Source organism: Secundilactobacillus odoratitofui DSM 19909 = JCM 15043 (genome assembly GCF_001434895.1).
Lineage (GTDB): Bacteria > Bacillota > Bacilli > Lactobacillales > Lactobacillaceae > Secundilactobacillus > Secundilactobacillus odoratitofui.
Genome location: NZ_AZEE01000025.1, coordinates 1 through 20,010 on the forward strand (window position 1 = coordinate 1; position 20,010 = coordinate 20,010).

Here is a 20,010-nt window from a genome sequence, read left to right on the forward strand (position 1 = left end):
GCCGTTGAAGTACTGTTGATGGCCGTGATGTCATCGTTTAGGTGATCAGCCGTGGCTGCTGACACGATTCCGTCAATCAGAGCCGATTGTTTAGCTGCTTCCTGAGAGGCGGCAGTTGCGACGGCAGTCTCACTGGAAGCAACGACAGATGCAGAACTTGCAGAAGCACTATTACCAGCACTCGCAAAATCACTGGCCGCCTTAGCGGCACTACTTGCAGCATTAGCTGCTGTCGAAGCAGCAGTTGAAGCGGTATTGATTGCTGAACTTACGCTGTTAATTGCTGTCAAAGCAGAAGTAATCGTTGAATCATCTGAATAGTCAGTGTGCATACTTGAAACTGCATTTACAGCACTAGTGGCATTATCAGAAACAGTAGACAATGCCGTTGAAGCCTTACCCGCATCGATTGCCGAACTTGCTGCAGCTGAAGCATCCGCATTCATATGTGCATTGTTCGCATCAGCGACAATACCAGCAATCTTAGCTGCTTCATTGGCAGCGATGACAGACTGCTCACTTGCAATCGATGATTGAGCGGCAGCTGATAATGAATCGCCCGTAACAGCTGCACTATCACTGCTTGCTGCATTGGTAACGGCTGAAGTTGCAAAACCATTTGCTGACGTTGCAGCATTCGAGGCAGCAGTTGATGCAGATTGAATTGCTACACTCACGATATTGATGGCAGCAGATGCAGATTGCAATGCAGAATTATTTGAATAATCACTAAGCAAAGCTGCAATTGAAGCACTGGCATCCTTCGCTGTTGTTGATTCAGATGATTGATTAGCATCTGCAGTCGCTGCTGTTGCACTATCAGAAGCTGCACTGGCATCTTTATTCATGTGCCAGTCCATAACTTGTGTCGTATTATCATTTGCAGCAATGACACTGTTTTGAGCATCTTGAGCAGCAATGGAAGCTGACTTAACGCTTGTTAATGCTGAAGCAACGATCGTACTTGCTGTGGTCAAATCCTTCGCTGCAATTGCACTCGACAGCGCCGAAATAGCACTGGTAACTGCAGTCACAGTCGATGTTGTTGTATCGTTATTTTTTGCAATGTTATCTGAAATCTGAGCGACCGCTGTAGAAGAAGCAGTTACGCTGGCAGAATCATCAGAATAATCTGAAAGTGCGCTGTTGATACTCGTAATATCACTATTAACAGATTTAATTGCGTTACCAGTAGTCGTAGCGTAACTGTTGGCAGACGTTAACGCATTATTAAGATCCTGCGTATAAGTCCAACCCGTATAAGCATCGGAATCACTGGCAATTGCATTACTACCAGTAGTTAAATCATTGTTATTGTTAAATGCATTTGATCCAGCAACATAACTAGTCATGGCGCTGGCAACACTATTGTAATTACCAGCTGTAATTGCACTGCTCATATCAGATACTGCACTTATCATCTCGCTGTATGCACTGCTTGCAGCTGTTGAAACGTCAGCGATACTGTCAAGAACCGACTTAGCATTAGCAAGTAATGCCGCTACCGAAGAATTTGATGCGTTACTTGCAGCAGCGGTTGATAATGCATTATAACTTGCAAGAGCACTATTGTAGTCATTATTTACCGTGGTTGAAGTGGCAGCCAAACTGGCTACGGTTGAACTTGCGGAAGCGACTGAGGTTGCAATGTTAATATTATTTGCAATCGAAGTAGCCTCTGCACCAGTCACCAAGACATTGTCATTAGCAAGAGTTAAATTAGCGAACGCAACTTGTAAACCGGCCGATAATACAGTCATTCCAGAAGCGTTACCAGCCACATCAGCAGCACTGATTGCGTTCGAAAGTGTTGTAATATCCGCATAGATTGAACCAGCAGCAGAACTTTGAGTATTCAAGCTTTTTACTCGATCTGATAGCATTGACATCAGCGTTGTTAAGCTTGAATCATTGGCAACGTACCCGCTAACGGTGGTGCTGGCACTGGTAAGCAATGTATTACCTGAGGTAGTAGCGGTATTTACTTGTGTTGAAGTTGCTTTTGCAGTTATAGAGATTGAATTAGCAACTGAAACTGCGTTGTCGATGGTGATACGGTCGGAAGCTGTAGAAGTAGCAGTTTGTCCTGTCGTATTCGTTGCAGTAGCACTGGTGCTTGCCTGTGTAGCAGTTGTCGAAGCAGTTACAACTTCATTGGATAATGAAGCTGCATCGATACCGTAGCTTTCAGAAACTAAATCTGTATTAACAACTGCTGATACTGCGCCAAGACTTGTCAGTGTATCACTGATTGCCAGTAACGAGGCTTGTAAGTCTGCAATTGCTGAATTAGCAAGTACAACTGCTGCGCTAAGGCTTAGATCAGACACACCATAACTCGTAATGCCACTTTGCAAAGTAGCCACACTATTTTGCAATGCCAAAATTGAATTGTTTAATGCAGTGCTCTCTGCAGTCCAGGTATCGATAGCAGTAGATGCAGCACTTGATACTGTCAATAAATCATTTCTTGAAGATGCTGCTGTCGAAGCTTCTGAGTATGCTTGCGCTGCTTCAGTTGTAGCGATGGATGCAGAACTAATTGTGGCTTGATTTACAAGCACTTCGATAAAAGCTGATTCAATACCAACAAAATTGTTCGCATTAACAAATGAAGATATATCTGAAAAGGCAGAAGTCAATGCGCCAACTGCACTACTGACAGCATCACTATTACTCATGTAATCTGAATAAGCTGCGTCTCTCTCAGTAGCTAGCGATTGCAACTTTGTATCAGAAGTACTGTACGAAATACCACTTGTTAAACTCAAATTCTCAATTGAAGTTGAAACTGACGCTGCCGATGAATTAATACCACTAGCTTCTAGGCCTACTCCATTGTTATACAAATCTTCTGCATAATCTACGACGCTTCCATCCATGTAAGAATTCATTACTGTCGCAATTGAATTATATACATCAAAAGCAGATATTGCAGCACCGAGATCACTAGCTGTAGATGCCGACGTAAAATCAGTAGCATATGATCCAGCCGATTCAGCTGCAATCGAATTTGATATCGGAGATACGTAGCTTACTATTTCGCTGAATTGGTTGATTGCACTCAATAATGATGCGTCAGAACTATTACTGCCATACTTGCTTTCAAGACCAGCAAGCAACTGATCTATACCTGAATAACCGTTCATGAAATTATTGTAGTTGTTTACATTTTTTGCAGCAGATGTATTCCAATTGTTTAAATTAGCCCATGCCAAGGATTGTGCCTTAACGGTTAAACTTGAAACTGTTACAACTCCAGTTGAAGCGGCTGAAATTCTAGTCTTTAAATCTGTAACATTATTGTTTAATTCAGAAATCGTACTTACTGGCTGTGTCTTATTTAAGATAGAGGCCATAATTGCGGAGGTCGTTTCTGCATTTGTCACTTCATTAGATAGTGCAATATACGCACTTGAAATGTCGCTCGTTGCCGATGAACCGGCCAAATCCGGATATTTTGTAATCCCACTTGCTAGGGTGCTTGCGTCTTGTAACTCACCTTGCAAAGAATCGATAACTGTTTTAGTCACAGTACTCTCAATGCTTGCCATACTTGCAACATTTGTGTTCATAACACTGTTAGCTGACGAAGTTGCTGATGCAGCCGCTGCAAGTGAAGTTGTTAATTGGGTTAAAGTAGTGGAAGCAGCAGCAATTGATGCTGAGTCAGTCATTGTTGCCAGATTTGATATAAGGTTACTTAGGCTGGCTCCTAACGCTAAATAGCTAGCAGCTACAGAATCAGTAGTTCCAAATAGCGCCAAATACGTGTTAAAAATTGCTGTTGAGGCAGAGGTTAACGAAACCGCGTGATCAGCGTATCCTGAAGCAATTGCTAAATAAAAGCCGACACTACCCACCATTGAATTTGTTGCAATTTCAGAAACTGCCGAACTCAACGAACTAGCGTACGATTCCGCTGCTGCAATAGCATCAGCCATATCAGCAACCGATGCATTTACTGTGGCTGTAGTCATCGCCTTAACCATCGGCGTTCTCAAAACAACCGACTCCCGAGTATCAGAAGAAGCGGCAGCATTAGAAGCAGCAGTTAAACTATCACTCAAGGTCGAGTTAATATCTGATGTCGTGTCTGAGCTGCCATTAGTAGCCGCATCACTCAACATCCCACTAACATCCGAACTACCACCCGAAATAGCGGCAGTATCCGAGCTAGCAGAAGCACTTAAATCATTACCACTCGCAGGGTCACTTGCAGAATTACTATCCGCACTCTGGCTGACCGTAGTCGGTGTAGCGCTAACATTGTCACTACTACTTGTCCCAGCACTGGTAGTATCGCTTTCTGTACTGCTTGCCGTCGTTGTGCCGGCGGATTGCGTTGATTGCACACTGGTATTATTGGCGTCATCTGAGGCCAATTCGTTGGTTGACTTGTCAGTGGTTTCATCGGCGACTTTCACGGAAGTGCTGGCGTCGTCTGAAGTTGCACTTGAAGAAACGCTGCTTACTGCGGCAACGCTGGTATCGGCAGCCATACTAGTTGTACTGGCTGCTGTAGCACTTTGCTGTAAAGTGTACGTATCTGATTGCAGTGACGTCCCCGAACTGGTGGCGTTGGATGCAGAATCAGGTGAATTGTTGTTTGTGGTTGCAACTGTATCGGCGTCCGCAACGGTACCGCCATCAATCACATAACCGCTGATTGAGGTGAAGAAAAGCAGGATGGCACTGTACATCCATCGCTTCCCAGCCTTAAACATCTTATAATGACGCTTTTCGGTCACGTCATTATCATTCTTTGGATTTCTAAATCGACTACTCATATAGTTGGTTGCCCCCATTTCATAAAAAAGCTACTCCTAGCTCATAATTAACTCTGCGTCATACTTCTTAACTTCATTGCTTAAAAAATAATCAAAAGCGGTTTGTTCGCTATCGAACCAGCGATGTTCACCGTCGTAGTCCATGATTTCAAAACTCGTTTGGACCACTGGCCATTCGTTTTGCGTTTTACCCTTCAGGTGTTGCCACATAAATGATGATTGTGCGCCGACTCGACCCTCACCGTTATAAAAGATGATGTGGGTCAAGCCGCCGTACGTCGTGTAGTACCGGGTAGCGGAGCGAAAACCGCGCCAATCCCAGATATCTGAAACCACGTTTTCCTCTCGCCGGTCCAAGTAGTTGAGCATCGATACTTGACCCAGCGGTTGTTCACCGAACAAATCAATGTCGATCATGGTCCGACCGTAATCTACCCCGTCGCGCTTAGCTCGAGCTAAGGCAAAATCGGTTCCCTCTAAATGATACTGAGTCTTATCGATTTCAGGATTGTAACGGTAATGAACAACCTTTTCTGGCATGTTTGTCGTGCCTAAGAACACATCGTACATATTTAATAAATCGCCACTATCCAGACCGTAGTCCTTCAAATGGGCGTGTTGATTAGGAAAATACCCCCGCACAACGATTTTAGCTGCAATGCCTGCGTCCTTATCCTTCTTGACGGCCTCAGCGACTGCCGGGTCCAAGTTAGGATTATTTGATTTATCAACATATAGTTTCATAACTAGCCCTCCAGTCGCTAATTGCGTTTAAAGTATTTGACAGACTTCGGACCGCGCCACGTCACTTCGTTGGCACGTTGCCCCATCTGATACTGGGTGTCCATTTCACCCTTATAAGCAACGCCATAGCGTGGTAAATCATAGTGTTGCTTGTAAAGTTCCGGCCACTGCTTGTTGGCGTCATCAATCAAGGCCTTCCAAGCATCCCAGACTGTTTCTTCATAGAATCGTTTACTCAAGTCATAGGCTTGGTCAGACAAATCTTGGAGCTTCTTATCACTGCTGAAGACTTCGTAGAATCGATCGGCCATTTCCTTAACAAAGAGGTTTTCTTGTCCCTGTGGTGCCCAACGCGTCAAGTAACCGTTCTTACCGTGAATGATCAGGTCATTTGGCCCGTAGTTCACGTCGGTGGAGATAGCTGGTTCACCGTTAGCCATGGCTTCCATCATCGAAATATTGAAACCTTCCATAATTGACGCTAAGGCGTAAACCTGGTGAGAGCGGTGAATGCGATATAACTCATCGCGATCCGTAATGTAGTTGTGTAAGGTCACCACGTCGGATTCGAGGCGCCTGGCCTTGGTGATATCATCCGTTGGCTTATCCTGATCATCTAACATGGTTGGCTTATCTAATTTGAAATCTTCGAACAGTTTGAGCAAATCGCGGTTAGTTTGGTTGTTGTTGCTGCCATCAAAGTAGCCGTAGACGTCCAAATGGGCATTTAAGCCGGGATGTTCGCGATTAGCAATCATCAAAGCTTCCGTAACAGCGTTGATTCGCTTATCAGGCGCTCGACGGACGATCATCAAAACGGAATGCGGATCACGTTCATTCATTGGGACGCGGTCTAAGTCCCGAATCGCTTGTGGTACGACCCCAACTGGAATCGTGAAGCCAGTTGCGTTTGATTTATAACGCTTATTGACATCTCGACGTTGCTTGTTAGTCGCCGAAATAATCGCGTTGAATCGATTATTGTTGATTAAATCATATTCATAGTTGTTGTTAGCATCCGTTGTCATCACGTCGCGAGTATCAGAGGCGTGCAAGTTATGCAGATGCAGTGCCTTATAGGCTGGTTGTGACATGTTCACCATGCCATCACCAGCTGCACTGGTTCGGTCAGAAATGAAGACGTTCGGTGTTTTTTCACTGAAAAAGTCGTTGTTCAAATCATCTAAGAAGGTCTTAGTTAATTCGTCAAATGAATCGATCATGTAGGTAAAGCCGTTTGGTTTGATCAGACGGTAGCCTGTGACAAACGTTTCTTCCTTCGGTGCTTCAAACTTGCCTTCTTTAAACTCAGTCCCGTTTAATTCAGCGTTAGCTTTACGTTGACCCTCGGCCTCAAAAAACTTTCGTCGTCGAAGATTTATCTCGCTTGTACGTAACGGCTTTTTGCGTAAAAATTCCTCAATGACTGGACGGCCGTCACGATCCAGGTAGACGTTGGTGTTTGGCGTGCCATCCGGATCAATATACTGGGTTTTTGAAACAAAACCACGGGTATCGTAAAAATCTACCTTATATAAGTTACCGAAATGTTCAAACACTTCCGTAAAGGTAACAATGTTGTCATGTTTGGCATCCGTATGAATGCGACCCATAAACTTAGTTTTTTCGTTGTCTTCCCAGACCATGGTCACTTCTGGGTTCTTTTCGTCAGGTTCCAAGATTGCCGGCGTTCGACCGCCCCAATCAACATCCTGAGCGTGAACTGGGTGTTCTGGTACGTATTCAGTCTGTGCGTAGTAATCAAACAAGTTGATCAGTTCCGCATCGTTAATGTTCCATGCGAGAATATCGCGGTGACCAGTTTGCGTGTAAGTCCGGGTCACAATTTTAAATGACACTTCATTCTTGCGGAATAGTAAGCCACGCTGTACCTGTGCATGTTCGATACCTGAACCCTGCTCAGCGACGCGTTCATTTACAAAGAAATACATATTAAGTTACCCCCGTAACGTAAAAAAATGCCTGTAAGTTCGATACTCCTACATATCGTTTAATGTGTTAACCATTAAGGTTATAACACTCGTGACTATAAATATCGTAACTTCCATTATACTAAATGTAAGTGAAAATAACAGCATTTAAAGCATAATCTTAACAATTTTACGACGTTATTTGATTTCCTCAAATAATATAAATTCACTTTTCTGTGTAGGTGACTCACCATGATCAAACAGCAGGTTGAGTGGACGATCAATTTTGACTTATGTTCATAACATTTGAATCCAAAAAGCATGACTATTTAAATTGACTTTGATTAGTTTTTTACCAGTTTCTCCATCTGGCAAAAGCCCGGTATAATCCTTTTAATCGGAATTCTCTCTTCTCAAGGCATCAATAATAGTTTACTTCCCTATCATAATCAACTTACCTTTGAAAAAACTTAAAACTCGCATTTAAAACTCAAACAAAAGTAAGTCACCCTTACCCAATGAATTCCCCGTTACCACAATGGGTGATAAGTCCTGTTATAACGGGATTTAGTAGTTTAAATTTATCACGACTTTTACGGGTTTGTCGATAAGTATAGCAGGATAAGTTATGGTATTAATGACCTTTTCAGTATTATACTCCTACTTATTTATGATGATTTCATAAATTTGGAGATTTTCATTAAATTATCGGCACTGAAAGTAGTCAGAATCAAGTGAGGTCAAAATTAGAAATGTCGAGCTTAGTTTCCAGGACTTTCTCAGCACATTTATTCAAAAAATAATCCAACGTATTAATTAAAGTAATACCTTTCTGCACCTACATTGTAGTCGGTTAAAAAATTTTTAGTTGGAAAATGCAATTTTTTATTCTTGATTTAAGATTATTGGAGTATGATTAGAGCTGTAACTACATATTAATAATTCGAAAGTAGGTTTTAAACATGTCTAAACGATACAGCAGCGACAAGATGAAAAAATTGGTTCGCGATATTTACAGTGCGTACGGTTTTAACGACCAACAAGCACAACAAGTCGCAGACACACTTATTTATACCGACATGCACGGCATCGCCTCACACGGTGTTCAACGCATGGTGATGTACGATCACTTCATTCAAAATGGTAAGGTTCGAGTGAAGAGCCAACCCGAAATTGTCACCGAAACCGATGTCAGTGCCGTTGTGGATGGTCACTTTGGCTTAGGTTCGCTCATCGGGACCTACAGCATGAACGTTGCCATCGAAAAGGCCAAAGCTCACGGTGTCGGCATCGTTGCCACCCGTAATTCCGGTCACTACGGTATTGCTGGCTTCTACGCCAACATGGCGGCCGACCAAGGCTTGATTGGTTTATCTTCAACCAACTCGCGTCCTGCAATGTTACCAACACATGCCCTGCAAGCTTTCGTGGGCACCAACCCAATTGCATTCGCAATGCCAGCCAAGCCACATAACTTCATCTATGACGCGGCCACTACAACCGTGCCTCAAGGCAAAATTGAAGTTTACCGGAAATTGGAAAAAGACTTACCCGCATTCTGGGTTGCTAAGGAAGGCGACGAAGAAATCAACGACCACACCGATGACGTTGACTTGGACGCTTTGCGTGATCCATACTCACACGTCGGCTTAACTCCACTTGGTGGTGTTGAAGAAGCCACTGGTAGCCATAAGGGCTTCGGACTTGGTATGATTGTCGAAGTCTTCAGTGCAATCTTATCTCAAGGGAACACTTCACCGGAAATCACCCCTGAAGACCTACAAGTTGGCCCTAGTCAAAGCTTCATTGCCATCGATCCATCAATCTTTGGTAATCCCGATGCCATCATCAAGAAGTTCTCCGATTACCTGCAACAGATTCGTGAATTACCAGCCCGTCCAGGCAAAACAATTTACGTTCATGGTGATAAAGAAGCGATTGCTTATGACGATCGTAGCAAGAACGGTATCGTGGTTGACGACAAGACGTTAGCCGAAGTTACTGGCATTGCTGACCGGTTGGGTGTCACTTATGGTGATTTAACTGAATAATTACGCCACATGTCACTGACGTCAAACTGAAACAAGCCATAGATAACGAAAATATCGTTGTCTATGGCTTGTTTTAATTTACCGCTATTAAAATTATTAATCATCACTGTCACGACCACTCCAGGTAACACGCCTTTTCAGCTGCTGTGGGACCGACTTCAGCCACGAAAAACACGTGTCTTCCGCCTCGCTTGTGAGCCTTCAAAACCCGAAGTCTCACAAACGTCCAGTTCGAGTAACCGCTAAAGCGCTAACTCGAACTTGTCACTGCAACTGAAAAACCGCGTTACCTTCCGCTCACGTTACCATGATTATAGTAGTAATAATTGTCCTTCACCAAAAAGTTACTGAACAATCCGACTATCAACTATCGAATTCATGTAACCAAAATTCGACAAATTTTCACCCACTACATAAGCCGTAGTGCCAGAAGCCAGTCTTTTGGGCGGGTAGCAGTGACTAGTGCCACTTTGCGCGTAGCGCTTAGTGGCACTGGACGCTTCTGAGCCTCGAAAATCACGAGTCTCAGAAGCGAGACGGAAAACGCGAAGCGGTTGAAGTCGGTCCCACAGCTACCCGCCCAAAGGACTGGCTGGCGGCCGAAGGCGGACTTCTAACTAATTATCAAATAATCGAAACGTTCCCCTCATTTAAATCAACATGATTCAAATAAGCGGTTTGGTTATAAACGTCAACGTAATAGCCATCAGGCCGAACCCCAAGAATTGAAGTTGACAAGTTTTTCAATCCCAGCAAGTGTTGGTTACCAGTTGCACCCTTGATACCGAGTTGACTAATGCCGCCATGAGAAAAAATCAGGGCATTTTCATCCGGACCCAATGATGCGGTAATCTGATCCAAAGCCCGCACATATCGTTGTTGTGCTGCATTAAAATCTTCGACACCAATCGCCGTTAGACCTGGATCATTTTGACGTTTTGATAATTGTTTGAACAAGTCTGGTTGAGCCACTATCAGTTCTGCTTTGGTCTTGCCCTCCCACTCACCAAAAGAGAGTTCTTTTAAATCCGGCAGCAGTTGAATATCATCAATCGGCTGCTTCATGCGCAACGTTACCAGTTTGGCTGTATCCACCGCGCGTTCAATGGGACTGCTGTACACCTGGCTAAACCGATACGTATCCAAATAAGCGGCCAATTGTTCGTAACCAGTTAAATCATCCGTAAGCAACGGACTGTTGGCACCGGCCCCTTGCAGGCGTTTTTCAAGATTCCACTGTGTTTTACCATGACGAATAATGAATAATCGTTTCATATTAATTAAACCTTTCCGACTGTATCGCCACGGAGACCACGACGAATCGTTGCAACCGAGATGGCGTCCTCAGTGGCGATGTTTCCAAGATTAACTGCCGGACCGTATTTCAAGACCAACGCCACTTGTTGTGCTTTTAGTGGCGCTTCGATAATCAAGTGTTCTACGCCGGCTTGTGCCAGCACTTTCAGTTCATCATCGATAATTTGCCCATTGGCATCATAGATACCAATGTTCTTACCAGCTTCGCGCGCTTCGAGAATCACATAGTGCGCACCATGGTCAAGGTCAGCTTGGATCATGGCTAACCGTTCAGTTGGCGTTAATTCGTGGTCTAGGTCAGGGTTCTTTTTACCAACCTCTGAAATCACGAAAAAGCCGGCGTCTCGTGCCTGCTTGATTAGTTCGCCCCGGGTAACAGCATCAATGACGGTCGACCCATCCGAGACTTCAATGCCGGTAAAGCCGATTGCGCGCGCTTCATTCAGATATTCAGCGTACTTACCTTGCAACACTGCAACTTCAAGTAACGTACCGCCCGGATAAGTTGTGATGCCAGCAGCGTTATAAGCTGCCACTTTCTGCTGAATGAGATTTCTGTCTGACACGGCACTGGTTCCCCAGCCAAACTTCACAAAGCTGATATGAGCACCAGCGACAGCAATTAAATCCGTTACCTCATTTAAGCCCAGCCCCTTGTCTAGCACCATGGTTTTACCCATTGGTCGATCAGTCGTTAAAAAGTTAAATGCGTTCATACGGCGCCTCCTGTTTTTAATGTTGCTATGATTATAGCAGAGTTGGCTTAAGTGGAACTAAAGGATCCCGAGCAGTAGTGTGGTTTTTATCAGATTACAGTTGTTGTTTTGGCTTCTTGGCCTGGTGTAACACTAACTGAGATGACGCACTAGCCAATGCAACGCCCAGTCCTAGTGGCAGAAGTGCCGAGTAGTCCAGGTGGCAGACCTCAAAAATCATGAAGAGTGCCATTAACGGCGCTTGTTGTGAGCTGGCTAACAGCGTTGCAGCACCAATTAGGCCGCCCTGCCAAATGGCGATGCCAGGGATTAGCATGTGCGCCACGACACCAAGAGCCATACCAATCGTTGCGCCGATGGCAATTGAAGGCGTCAGGGTACCACCAGAGGCACCGGCTCTGAGTGAGAACACGGTCACCAGCGCTTTAGCGAGGCCGCCAATTAGAAATAAGCCAACCAATCCGGCTGATTGATTTGTCATCGCCGGTTGTGCCAGAGCGCGACCATTCCCCGAGATTTCAGGATAGAAGTATGCAATCGCGCCGGTTAACACGGCTACGACAGGCAGTAGCCACAAAATTGAACGGTCCCGGGCCTGATGCTTGTTGGCCCATTGAAAGAAGCGACGGAAGTATGCGCCCACAAAGCCACAAAGTGGTCCAACGATAACCACTAATACCACCGAAATGGGTGAGAAATCACCATTACCGACGGCGTAGTACGGGTGAAAGCCCCGCAAAGTTGAACCCATCAACATCGCAATTGACGACATAGTGAGGCTCACTGCAACGGCTCTGCCAGTCACCTTCTTATACAACAGCTCGATGGCAAACATGGTCCCGGTTAACGGTGCAATATAGATACCAGCAAATCCAGCACCCGCAGCCGCCGCAATCAGTAACTTTCGATCCTCTTCATCAAAGGTGATGCCAAACCGATGTAAAAACCGTTGCCACGTTTGCGACAACATCGCACCAAATTCTCGTGGTGCCAATTCACGACCGACTGATCCGCCTGTGGCCACAAAGAAAATTTGGGTAAAAACGTGAACCGCAGTGGTCCACACCGGCATGGTCTCACCATCCAGCGCCTTGGCAATGCTAACGGTTGGCTTCATTTTAGTTCGCATGTAGTACCACACAATGGCCGCGATGACACCGCCAATAATCATCGAGACTAACCTCCGCGTACCACTGACGTTAGCTGCAAATGGACTCAGGGGTGTTTCGTTGAAATTCAAGAAGAGCTTTTCAATGATATCCAAAAAGTTGGCCAGAATCAGCGACCCCAAGCCGGCAATCACCCCCAGCACAACTGTTGAAATGGTCATCATTAATCTTTCACGTGTTTTTGTCATATGATTCAAATTCCCTCTTATTTTAATATGTAGACTTTCCGCCTAAATTAAGGTAGCACGGTTAGCGACGAGATTCAACTTAAACTCAAGTTCATTGTGACTGTGACAGCTATTAGCCAATTAGTTGTGCGTTTTTACTAGCCAGATTCGGCGAGACAATGTGGCCAACGCGGTAACTTTGTCACATCATTACTGCCACTACCACTTCAGAAAACGCGAAGCGGTTGCAGTCGTTCCCACAGCTACCCGTCAAAAGCCAGGCTGGCGGCCAAAGGCGGCATTTCCAATCCCTTTTACAATTCAAAGAATAATTTGAGACATAAAAAAACGACGCCCATACGAGCGCCGTCTAAAAACTTACTATCCTTATTTAATGTTAACAAGTGGCAAGTTAACCATCTTAGTGAAGTCTTCGATTTGTTGTGCAGTAACTGCATATGAGAATACCGTGTGGTGGCCACCGCCGTTTTGGATCCAAGCAGTTGCGCCTTCCTTAAGGCCAACCTTTGGTGTCCATAATTGCTTAGCAACTGGCAATTTTGGCGTTTCAGCTTCTGGCTTGTTTGCGTCTACTTCATACATGATCATCTTGAAGTCGTCGCCAAAGTCAGCCAAGGTAACATCGATTGCGTCGCCTTCTGAACCAGTGAAGACCAAACGTGCAGGATCATCTTTACCACCAATATCCAATGGGTGAACTTCAACACGTGGCTTGTCTGAAGCGATTGAAGGATCAACTTCCAACATATGTGAACCCAAGATTGCTTCGTGACCCTTACGAAGATCCAATGTGTAGTCTTCCATGAAGGCAGTCCGCTTGTTGTGGGCGATGATCTTCATCAAACGACCCAAAGCAGCAGTCTTCCAGTCACCTTCAGCGCCGAAGCCGTAACCTTCAGCCATCAATAATTGAGTAGCCAAACCAGGTAATTGCTTCATACCATGTAAGTCTTCAAAGTTGTTTGTGAAGGCAGTTGCACCACGATCATCCATGAACTTCTTGATAGCGAAGTATTCGCGGATTTGGTACTTAACTGATTCTTCAAACTTGGCAGCATCGTTGTCGCCTGGCGTGAAGGTGTATTCCTTTTGTAATTCGGCGTATTTCTTGTCGATGTCAGCATCAGAAACCTTGTTGATTTCTTCGACTAAATCACCAACGGCCCAGTAGTCAACTGTCCAGCCTAATTGAATTTGGGCTTCAATCTTGTCACCATCGGTAACGGCAACGTTACGCATCTTGTCACCAAAGGCAACCACTTTGATCTTGAAGCTTTCGTTATAGGCAACAGCAACGTCTTGCCAGTCAGCGATTTCTTGTTGAGTTTCTTCATCGCCCCACCAGCCGTAAACGACTTTGTTGTTCAAACGAAGACGGGCGTTGATAAAGCCGTATTCACGGTCACCATGAGCACTTTGGTTCAAGTTCATGTAATCAAAGTCAATGTCTGCATATGGAATCTTGTTCAAGTATTGAGTAGCCAAGTGAAGTAATGGCTTTTGAAGAAGTTGTGTCCCACGGATCCAGTTCTTAGCAGGACTGAAGGTGTGCATCCAAGTGATCACACCAGCAACTTCGTCATCGTAGTTGGCTTCCTTCATGAACTTAGTGATGTTTTCGGCAGTCGTTGCAACTAACTTGAATTCGACTGGGTAAGGCAACTTACCAGAAGCGTTCAACTTGTCAACGATGTCTTTAGCATCTTTTTCAACGGACTTTAATTGTTCTTCACCATAAAGGAATTGTGAACCAGTAACAAACCAAAACTTGTAATTTGGGGTACTTAACATAGTAATAATCTCCTTTAAAATAAATAGTTTTAATAGTTGGTTAACATAAATTATGAATTATTCGTGCTTAGCATGGCTTTGTGACTTAGCGTTATTTTGGCCATAATAAGCGTTGGCACCGTGCTTACGGTAGTAGTGCTTATCGAGCAAGTACTGAGGTAGCCGTGAGTTATCCATCGTCATTTGCATGGCGTGGTAGTCTTCTTCAGCCACAACTTCAAGGACTTTTGAGTTGTAAACGGCCTTGGCTGGTGTTGGTCCCCAAGCAAATGGGCCGTGTTGGCTGACCAAAGCAGCTGGAATGGCTTCGTAGTCGATACCGCGTTCTTCAAAGGTCTTCACGATGGTCTTACCCGTGTTACCTTCGTAGTCTTCTTCAATCTCTTCCTTAGTTAAAGCATCCGCAGCTGGTACGTCACCGTAGAAAGTATCAGCGTGAGTCGTGTTCATGGCTGGTACGTCCAACTTAGCAGCGGCGAATGAGACAGCCCATGGTGAATGGGTGTGCACAATACCACCGATCTTTGGGAAGTGATTGTAGAGGTACGTGTGAGTTGGTGTATCACTTGATGGGTTCATGTCACCTTCGACGACTTCCCCCTTCAAGTTAACGACCACGAGGTCAGAAGGCTTTAATTCGTCATAATCAACACCAGATGGTTTGATAACGAAGAGTCCCTTCTCACGGTCAATACCACTCACGTTGCCCCAAGTAAAGGTCACTAGACCCAACTTTGGCAATGACATGTTAGCTTCGTAGACTTCTTGTTTTAGTTCTTCAAGCATTTCGACTAAACACGCTCCTTAATTAAAGTTCAATTGATTTAACAGCTTGCGATTCAACTTCAAGCCCCTTCTTATAGGCTTCGATAAATTCGTTGCAACCCTTGACTCCTTCTGGGTTAGGCTTAACCGTGACACTTTCAGGATCAGCAAAGACCTTGTCGTCCAAGAAATCGGCCAAACTTTGCTTGCCATCGTTGTTCTTGGTATAGAGGGCCAAAACAGCCATGCCCCAAGGGCCACCCTCACCGGCGTTACTCATGACGGTGATTGGCGTATCCAGTGCGTCAGCCAAAACTTGTTGGCCAACTTCTGGTGTCTTGAACAGACCACCTTGAGCGATGAAGACGTCAGCCTTGATGTGTTCATCGTTGGCCAGGATGTCGTTACCAATCTTGAGTGGTGCGAAGGCGGAATAGAGATGCGTCTTCATGAAGTTTGGTAAGTTAAAGCGACTGTTTGGTGTCCGAACAACCATTGGCCGGCCTTCAGGCATCTTGGTGATGTTTTCACCTGAAAGATAGGCGTAACTCAGTAAACCACCGGCGTTATCTTCAGCTCGCTTTGAGCTGTTGAATAAGGCACCGTACAAATCGTTCGGTTTCAAATCAACGCCAATTTCTTTGGCGAATTCATTGAACAGACCTACCCAAGCGTTGATATCTGATGAACAGTTGTTGGTGTGCACCATAGCAACTGGATCACCACTTGGTGTCGTGACCATATCGATATCACGGTGAACATTATCCATTGGTGAATCCAAGACCACCATTGAGAAAGCTGATGTGCCGGCACTGATGTTACCTGTCCGTTTACGAACAGCGTTGGTTGATACCATCCCGGTCCCAGCGTCACCCTCAGGCGGTGCCATGACGGCGCCGGCTTCAAGAGTGCCACTTGGATCAAGTAATTTCGCCCCTTCAGCGGTCAAGTTACCAGCACTTTCACCGGCAAACTTGATGCCAGGTAAAACGTCCTTTAGGCTCCAAAGATACTGACGAACGGCTGGTTGCTGATTGAATTTATCAATCATCCCCTGGTTGTAAGTCTTAGTAGCGTCATCAATTGGGAAGACCCCTGACGCATCACCAATTCCTAATACCTTTTCACCAGATAACTTCCAGTGAACATAGCCGGCTAAAGTCGTAATAAAGTCAACGTCCTTGACGTGATCTTCTTGATTTAAGATGGCTTGGTAAAGGTGGGCAATACTCCAACGTTGTGGAATGTTGAAGTCGAATAACTCGGTTAGATCATCCGCAGCTTGTTCAGTAATGTTGTTACGCCAAGTTCTAAATGGCACTAACAAGTTACCTTCCTTATCAAATGGCATGTAGCCGTGCATCATCGCACTGATACCAATGCCACCAATTTTCTTTAACGCCACGTGGTACTGGTCGTTAACATCGTTGGCCATTTTTTGATAACTGCTTTGGATACCAGCCCAAATCTTGTCGACTGGGTAAGTCCAAATGTTATTGACCAATTCGTTCTCCCAAGTAAAGTCGCCAGCAGCAACGGTTTGGAAGTCGTCTGTTACTAAAACAGCCTTGATCCGCGTTGACCCTAGCTCAATACCGAGGGAAATGTTTCCGCTTACAATTTCATCTTTAATAGCACTCGAATCCATGGTTTAAATCCTCCAGAATGGCTTTGCACTTCTAAATTCGTTTCAAATTCGTATCGCTTACAAAACAAATTGTAGAATATTTATCCGTATAAATCAACAATTAATTTATTTATCTGTATAAAAAATTAGTGAAAAAAAGACACGAGCCTTACAAGCTCGCGTCATAAAAGTTCTCAAACAATTTTTAATTTATTTTTTTGACGGAATTTCGAACGATTAATTCAGGGTCATACATGATAGATTCTGCAGGTTCTTTTTCGATCATGTTGATCAACAGCCTTGCTGCATCGTGCCCCATTCGTTCCTTTTCATGCACCATAGTAGTAATGGCCGGATCCATGTAACGGCCCAGTTGATAATCATCAAAGCCAGTAATTGAAATGTCATCTGGAATACTGAGGTCCATGGACTTCACCAGATCAATCACTTGAATGGCCAGTTGATCATTATAGCAAACAATTGCGGTTGGCCGCTTATCCGTTCGAATATGTTGTTCAACTTGTGCCAACACCTCTTTGATTGGATCGGTAGACCGATACATGACAATATTGCTCTTTAAGGTGATCTGAGGATGTGCTTGATACGCGTTGATAAAGCCGTTCATCCGGTTAACGCCTTGAACGTCATCAACCTGAAAAACGCCCAAGATGCGTTCGTGACCCTGATCCATTAAGTAGTTGGTGAGCTTTTCGATTGCGCCCTGATCATCAGTCGTAACTGAAACACCATCGATGGCGTTGTACTTGGCGTTAATGAAGACCACTGGCAAGTTTAACTCATGAATTTTTTGATATAAATCCATGTTTGGCGATTGCAAAGTACTTTGCGTTGGTTCGATAATCAACCCCGTAACGTTGCTATCCAACATCGTAATCAGTGATTTCCGTTCCCGCTGCGGATCATTATGAGTGTTAGCAAGTAACATGGCGTAACCGTTATCCGAGATAATTTGGTCAGCCCCACTAATGATATTGGGGAAAATATAGTTGGCAATGTGGGTGGTGATAATGCCAAGCATGCGGTTTGACGTGGTTTCTGTCGCCTTGGCACTCTGCCAATCGTTCACGTACATACCACCACCTTGAATCCGGTACACAAAGTGCTCGTTTTCTAGGTCACCGATTGCTCGTCGCACGGTATAACGACTGACGGCATACTTTTGCATCAACTCCGTTTCAGTGGGTAATTTGTCGCCAACCTGATACTCACCAGACAGGATCTTTCCCTTGATGCCTTCTTCTACTATTTCATATTTTGCCTGCATATTGACAACTCCATTTACTAGATTGTACGTGTTCTATTCTATGTATCGACTTAAGAAACTACTATTATTAATATAGCATAAAATAACCTCAAATTGACTTGAAATCGTTGGATTTACCAGATGTTGTTGACATTTATACGGATAAATTATATCTTGTAAACGGATACATTATTTAATCTGGAGGGATAACCCATGCAAACTAGCCAACACGTCTTTGATCAATACGAAGGTCACGATGTCACTGCTTTTCAACTCACCAATGATAACGGCGTTTCTGCAACTATTTTAAGCCAAGGTGGTTTGATTCACGAATTTAACGCACCAACTGCGGATGGTGGTCACCAAAACGTTCTGTTGTCATACCCAACTACTGCCGATTACTATACCAACCCATTTTACGTCAACATGGCGATTGGTACGGCTGCTGGTCGTACGAAAGCGGCTAAGTTTGTGATTGATGGTAAGCAAGTTGACGTTACAGCCAATGAAGGCCGTAACACCCTTCATGGTGGCCCTCACGGCTTTAGTAGCGTCAATTGGGACGGTCAGACAGCCGTAACTGACGCTGGAGCAACGTTAACCTTAACCCACCACTTTGAAGGCGGTGCCGGTGAATTTCCAGCCATGGACGTCACGATCACTTACGTCTTGGATGCCAACAACACGTTATCACTGACATACACGGCCACCAGTGAAGCGCCAACCGTCTTTAACCCAACCCAGCACGTCTACTTCAACTTGACCGGTGCAGACAGTATTCGCCAACAAGTTCTCCAGTTGAACACAACACGTCACTTAGACGTTGACGCCGAAAAATTACCAACTGGTGACTACCTTGATAACGCTGGTACACCGTTTGACTTCAGTAAACCAACCGTCTTAGGCGACGCAATTGATGGGATGCAAAATACTACCGAAAAGGGCTTTGATGATATTTTTGAAGTCAAGCCTGACGCCGATAACACAATTGCTCGTCTCAGCGACCCTGACAGTCAGCTGGCCGTCACAATTCACTCATCACGCAACGGACTTGTCGTTTTCACTGCCAACTCGTTCACTGATGACATGAACCTTACAATTGGCCATGGCAAGCCTAATATGGGTGTAGCACTTGAAGCCCAGAACTTGTCAGACGCAACCCGTCTGCCACAGTTTGGCGATATTACGCTAAAACCTGGCGAAGAGAAATCATACACGATTGGCTATCACCTATCATTTTAAGCTAAATATTTCTAATGTTAAAACCGACTAATTCTAGTATAAATAAAAGAAGCGCTCCCTATGCTTACGCGGGGAGCGCTTCTTTTACATCTTATAAGTCGCTAAACGATTGTCTTCCGCCTTCGGCTCCCGGTCAGGGTGGGGGATGCTGTGGGGCCGGTCCGAGCCAAAATGCTGTCTCGGACCTCGAAGTTGAATCGTGCCAAAACCCATGCACGTTTCAACTTCGTCCCCGACTGGTTACCCAGTCGTTTCACTGCATCCACCACCCTGACCGTCCGCACTACGGCTTACATTATACATTTAGGTTCGTTTGGCTAATTGGAAATACAGCGGTCTTCAAGACACATTGGTCCTGTTGCAATCATCAAAAGTTAAATGCAGCAATTTATATTTGATAAATTCTCTACTTAAA

At 44.7% G+C, this 20,010-nt stretch carries 12 protein-coding genes; 2 read left to right on the plus strand and 10 right to left on the minus strand.

The window, feature by feature from the left end; all coding sequences use genetic code 11:
• The 3 genes from FD04_RS02260 to FD04_RS02270 all read right to left on the minus strand — a co-directional run.
• A partial coding sequence (locus tag FD04_RS02260; protein ID WP_162255751.1) for a KxYKxGKxW signal peptide domain-containing protein occupies nt 1–4,790 on the minus strand: 4,790 nt, incomplete at its 3' end.
• Between the two features lie 36 nt (nt 4,791–4,826).
• Nucleotides 4,827–5,534, minus strand: coding sequence for a glycosyl transferase (locus FD04_RS02265; protein ID WP_056946627.1), 708 nt, complete (start codon nt 5,532–5,534; stop codon nt 4,827–4,829).
• Nucleotides 5,535–5,551: 17 nt separating this feature from the next.
• Nucleotides 5,552–7,486, minus strand: coding sequence for a glycosyltransferase (locus FD04_RS02270; protein ID WP_056946628.1), 1,935 nt, complete (start codon nt 7,484–7,486; stop codon nt 5,552–5,554).
• Between the two features lie 941 nt (nt 7,487–8,427).
• Here FD04_RS02270 and FD04_RS02275 point away from each other — a divergent pair.
• Complete coding sequence (locus FD04_RS02275; protein WP_056946632.1) at nt 8,428–9,516, plus strand: Ldh family oxidoreductase; 1,089 nt, start codon at nt 8,428–8,430, stop codon at nt 9,514–9,516.
• Between the two features lie 624 nt (nt 9,517–10,140).
• Here FD04_RS02275 and FD04_RS02280 read toward each other — a convergent pair.
• The 7 genes from FD04_RS02280 to FD04_RS02310 form a co-directional block, all read right to left on the minus strand.
• Nucleotides 10,141–10,791 (minus strand): histidine phosphatase family protein, encoded by a 651-nt coding sequence (locus FD04_RS02280; RefSeq protein WP_054702480.1) that lies wholly within the window; start codon nt 10,789–10,791, stop codon nt 10,141–10,143.
• A gap of 5 nt (nt 10,792–10,796) precedes the next feature.
• Complete coding sequence (comA, locus tag FD04_RS02285) at nt 10,797–11,549, minus strand: phosphosulfolactate synthase (RefSeq protein ID WP_054702477.1); 753 nt, start codon at nt 11,547–11,549, stop codon at nt 10,797–10,799.
• A 94-nt stretch (nt 11,550–11,643) separates the two neighbouring features.
• Nucleotides 11,644–12,906: a chloride channel protein gene (locus tag FD04_RS02290; RefSeq protein ID WP_056946636.1), complete on the minus strand. Its 1,263-nt coding sequence runs from the start codon at nt 12,904–12,906 to the stop codon at nt 11,644–11,646.
• Nucleotides 12,907–13,272: 366 nt separating this feature from the next.
• Nucleotides 13,273–14,697 carry an L-arabinose isomerase gene (araA, locus tag FD04_RS02295; RefSeq protein ID WP_056946640.1) on the minus strand — a complete coding sequence of 475 codons (1,425 nt, stop codon included), beginning with the start codon at nt 14,695–14,697 and terminating at the stop codon, nt 13,273–13,275.
• A gap of 57 nt (nt 14,698–14,754) precedes the next feature.
• Complete coding sequence (locus FD04_RS02300) at nt 14,755–15,483, minus strand: L-ribulose-5-phosphate 4-epimerase (protein ID WP_054702475.1); 729 nt, start codon at nt 15,481–15,483, stop codon at nt 14,755–14,757.
• Between the two features lie 22 nt (nt 15,484–15,505).
• Nucleotides 15,506–17,110 (minus strand): xylulokinase, encoded by a 1,605-nt coding sequence (locus FD04_RS02305; protein ID WP_056946641.1) that lies wholly within the window; start codon nt 17,108–17,110, stop codon nt 15,506–15,508.
• 184 nt (nt 17,111–17,294) lie between these two features.
• The gene (locus FD04_RS02310) at nt 17,295–18,374 is read right to left on the minus strand and encodes a GntR family transcriptional regulator (protein WP_056946644.1); all 1,080 of its coding nucleotides are present in this window, start codon (nt 18,372–18,374) and stop codon (nt 17,295–17,297) included.
• 192 nt (nt 18,375–18,566) lie between these two features.
• Here FD04_RS02310 and FD04_RS02315 point away from each other — a divergent pair, with 192 nt between their 5' ends.
• Nucleotides 18,567–19,595: an aldose epimerase family protein gene (locus tag FD04_RS02315; protein WP_054702472.1), complete on the plus strand. Its 1,029-nt coding sequence runs from the start codon at nt 18,567–18,569 to the stop codon at nt 19,593–19,595.
• Nucleotides 19,596–20,010: the final 415 nt, after the last annotated feature.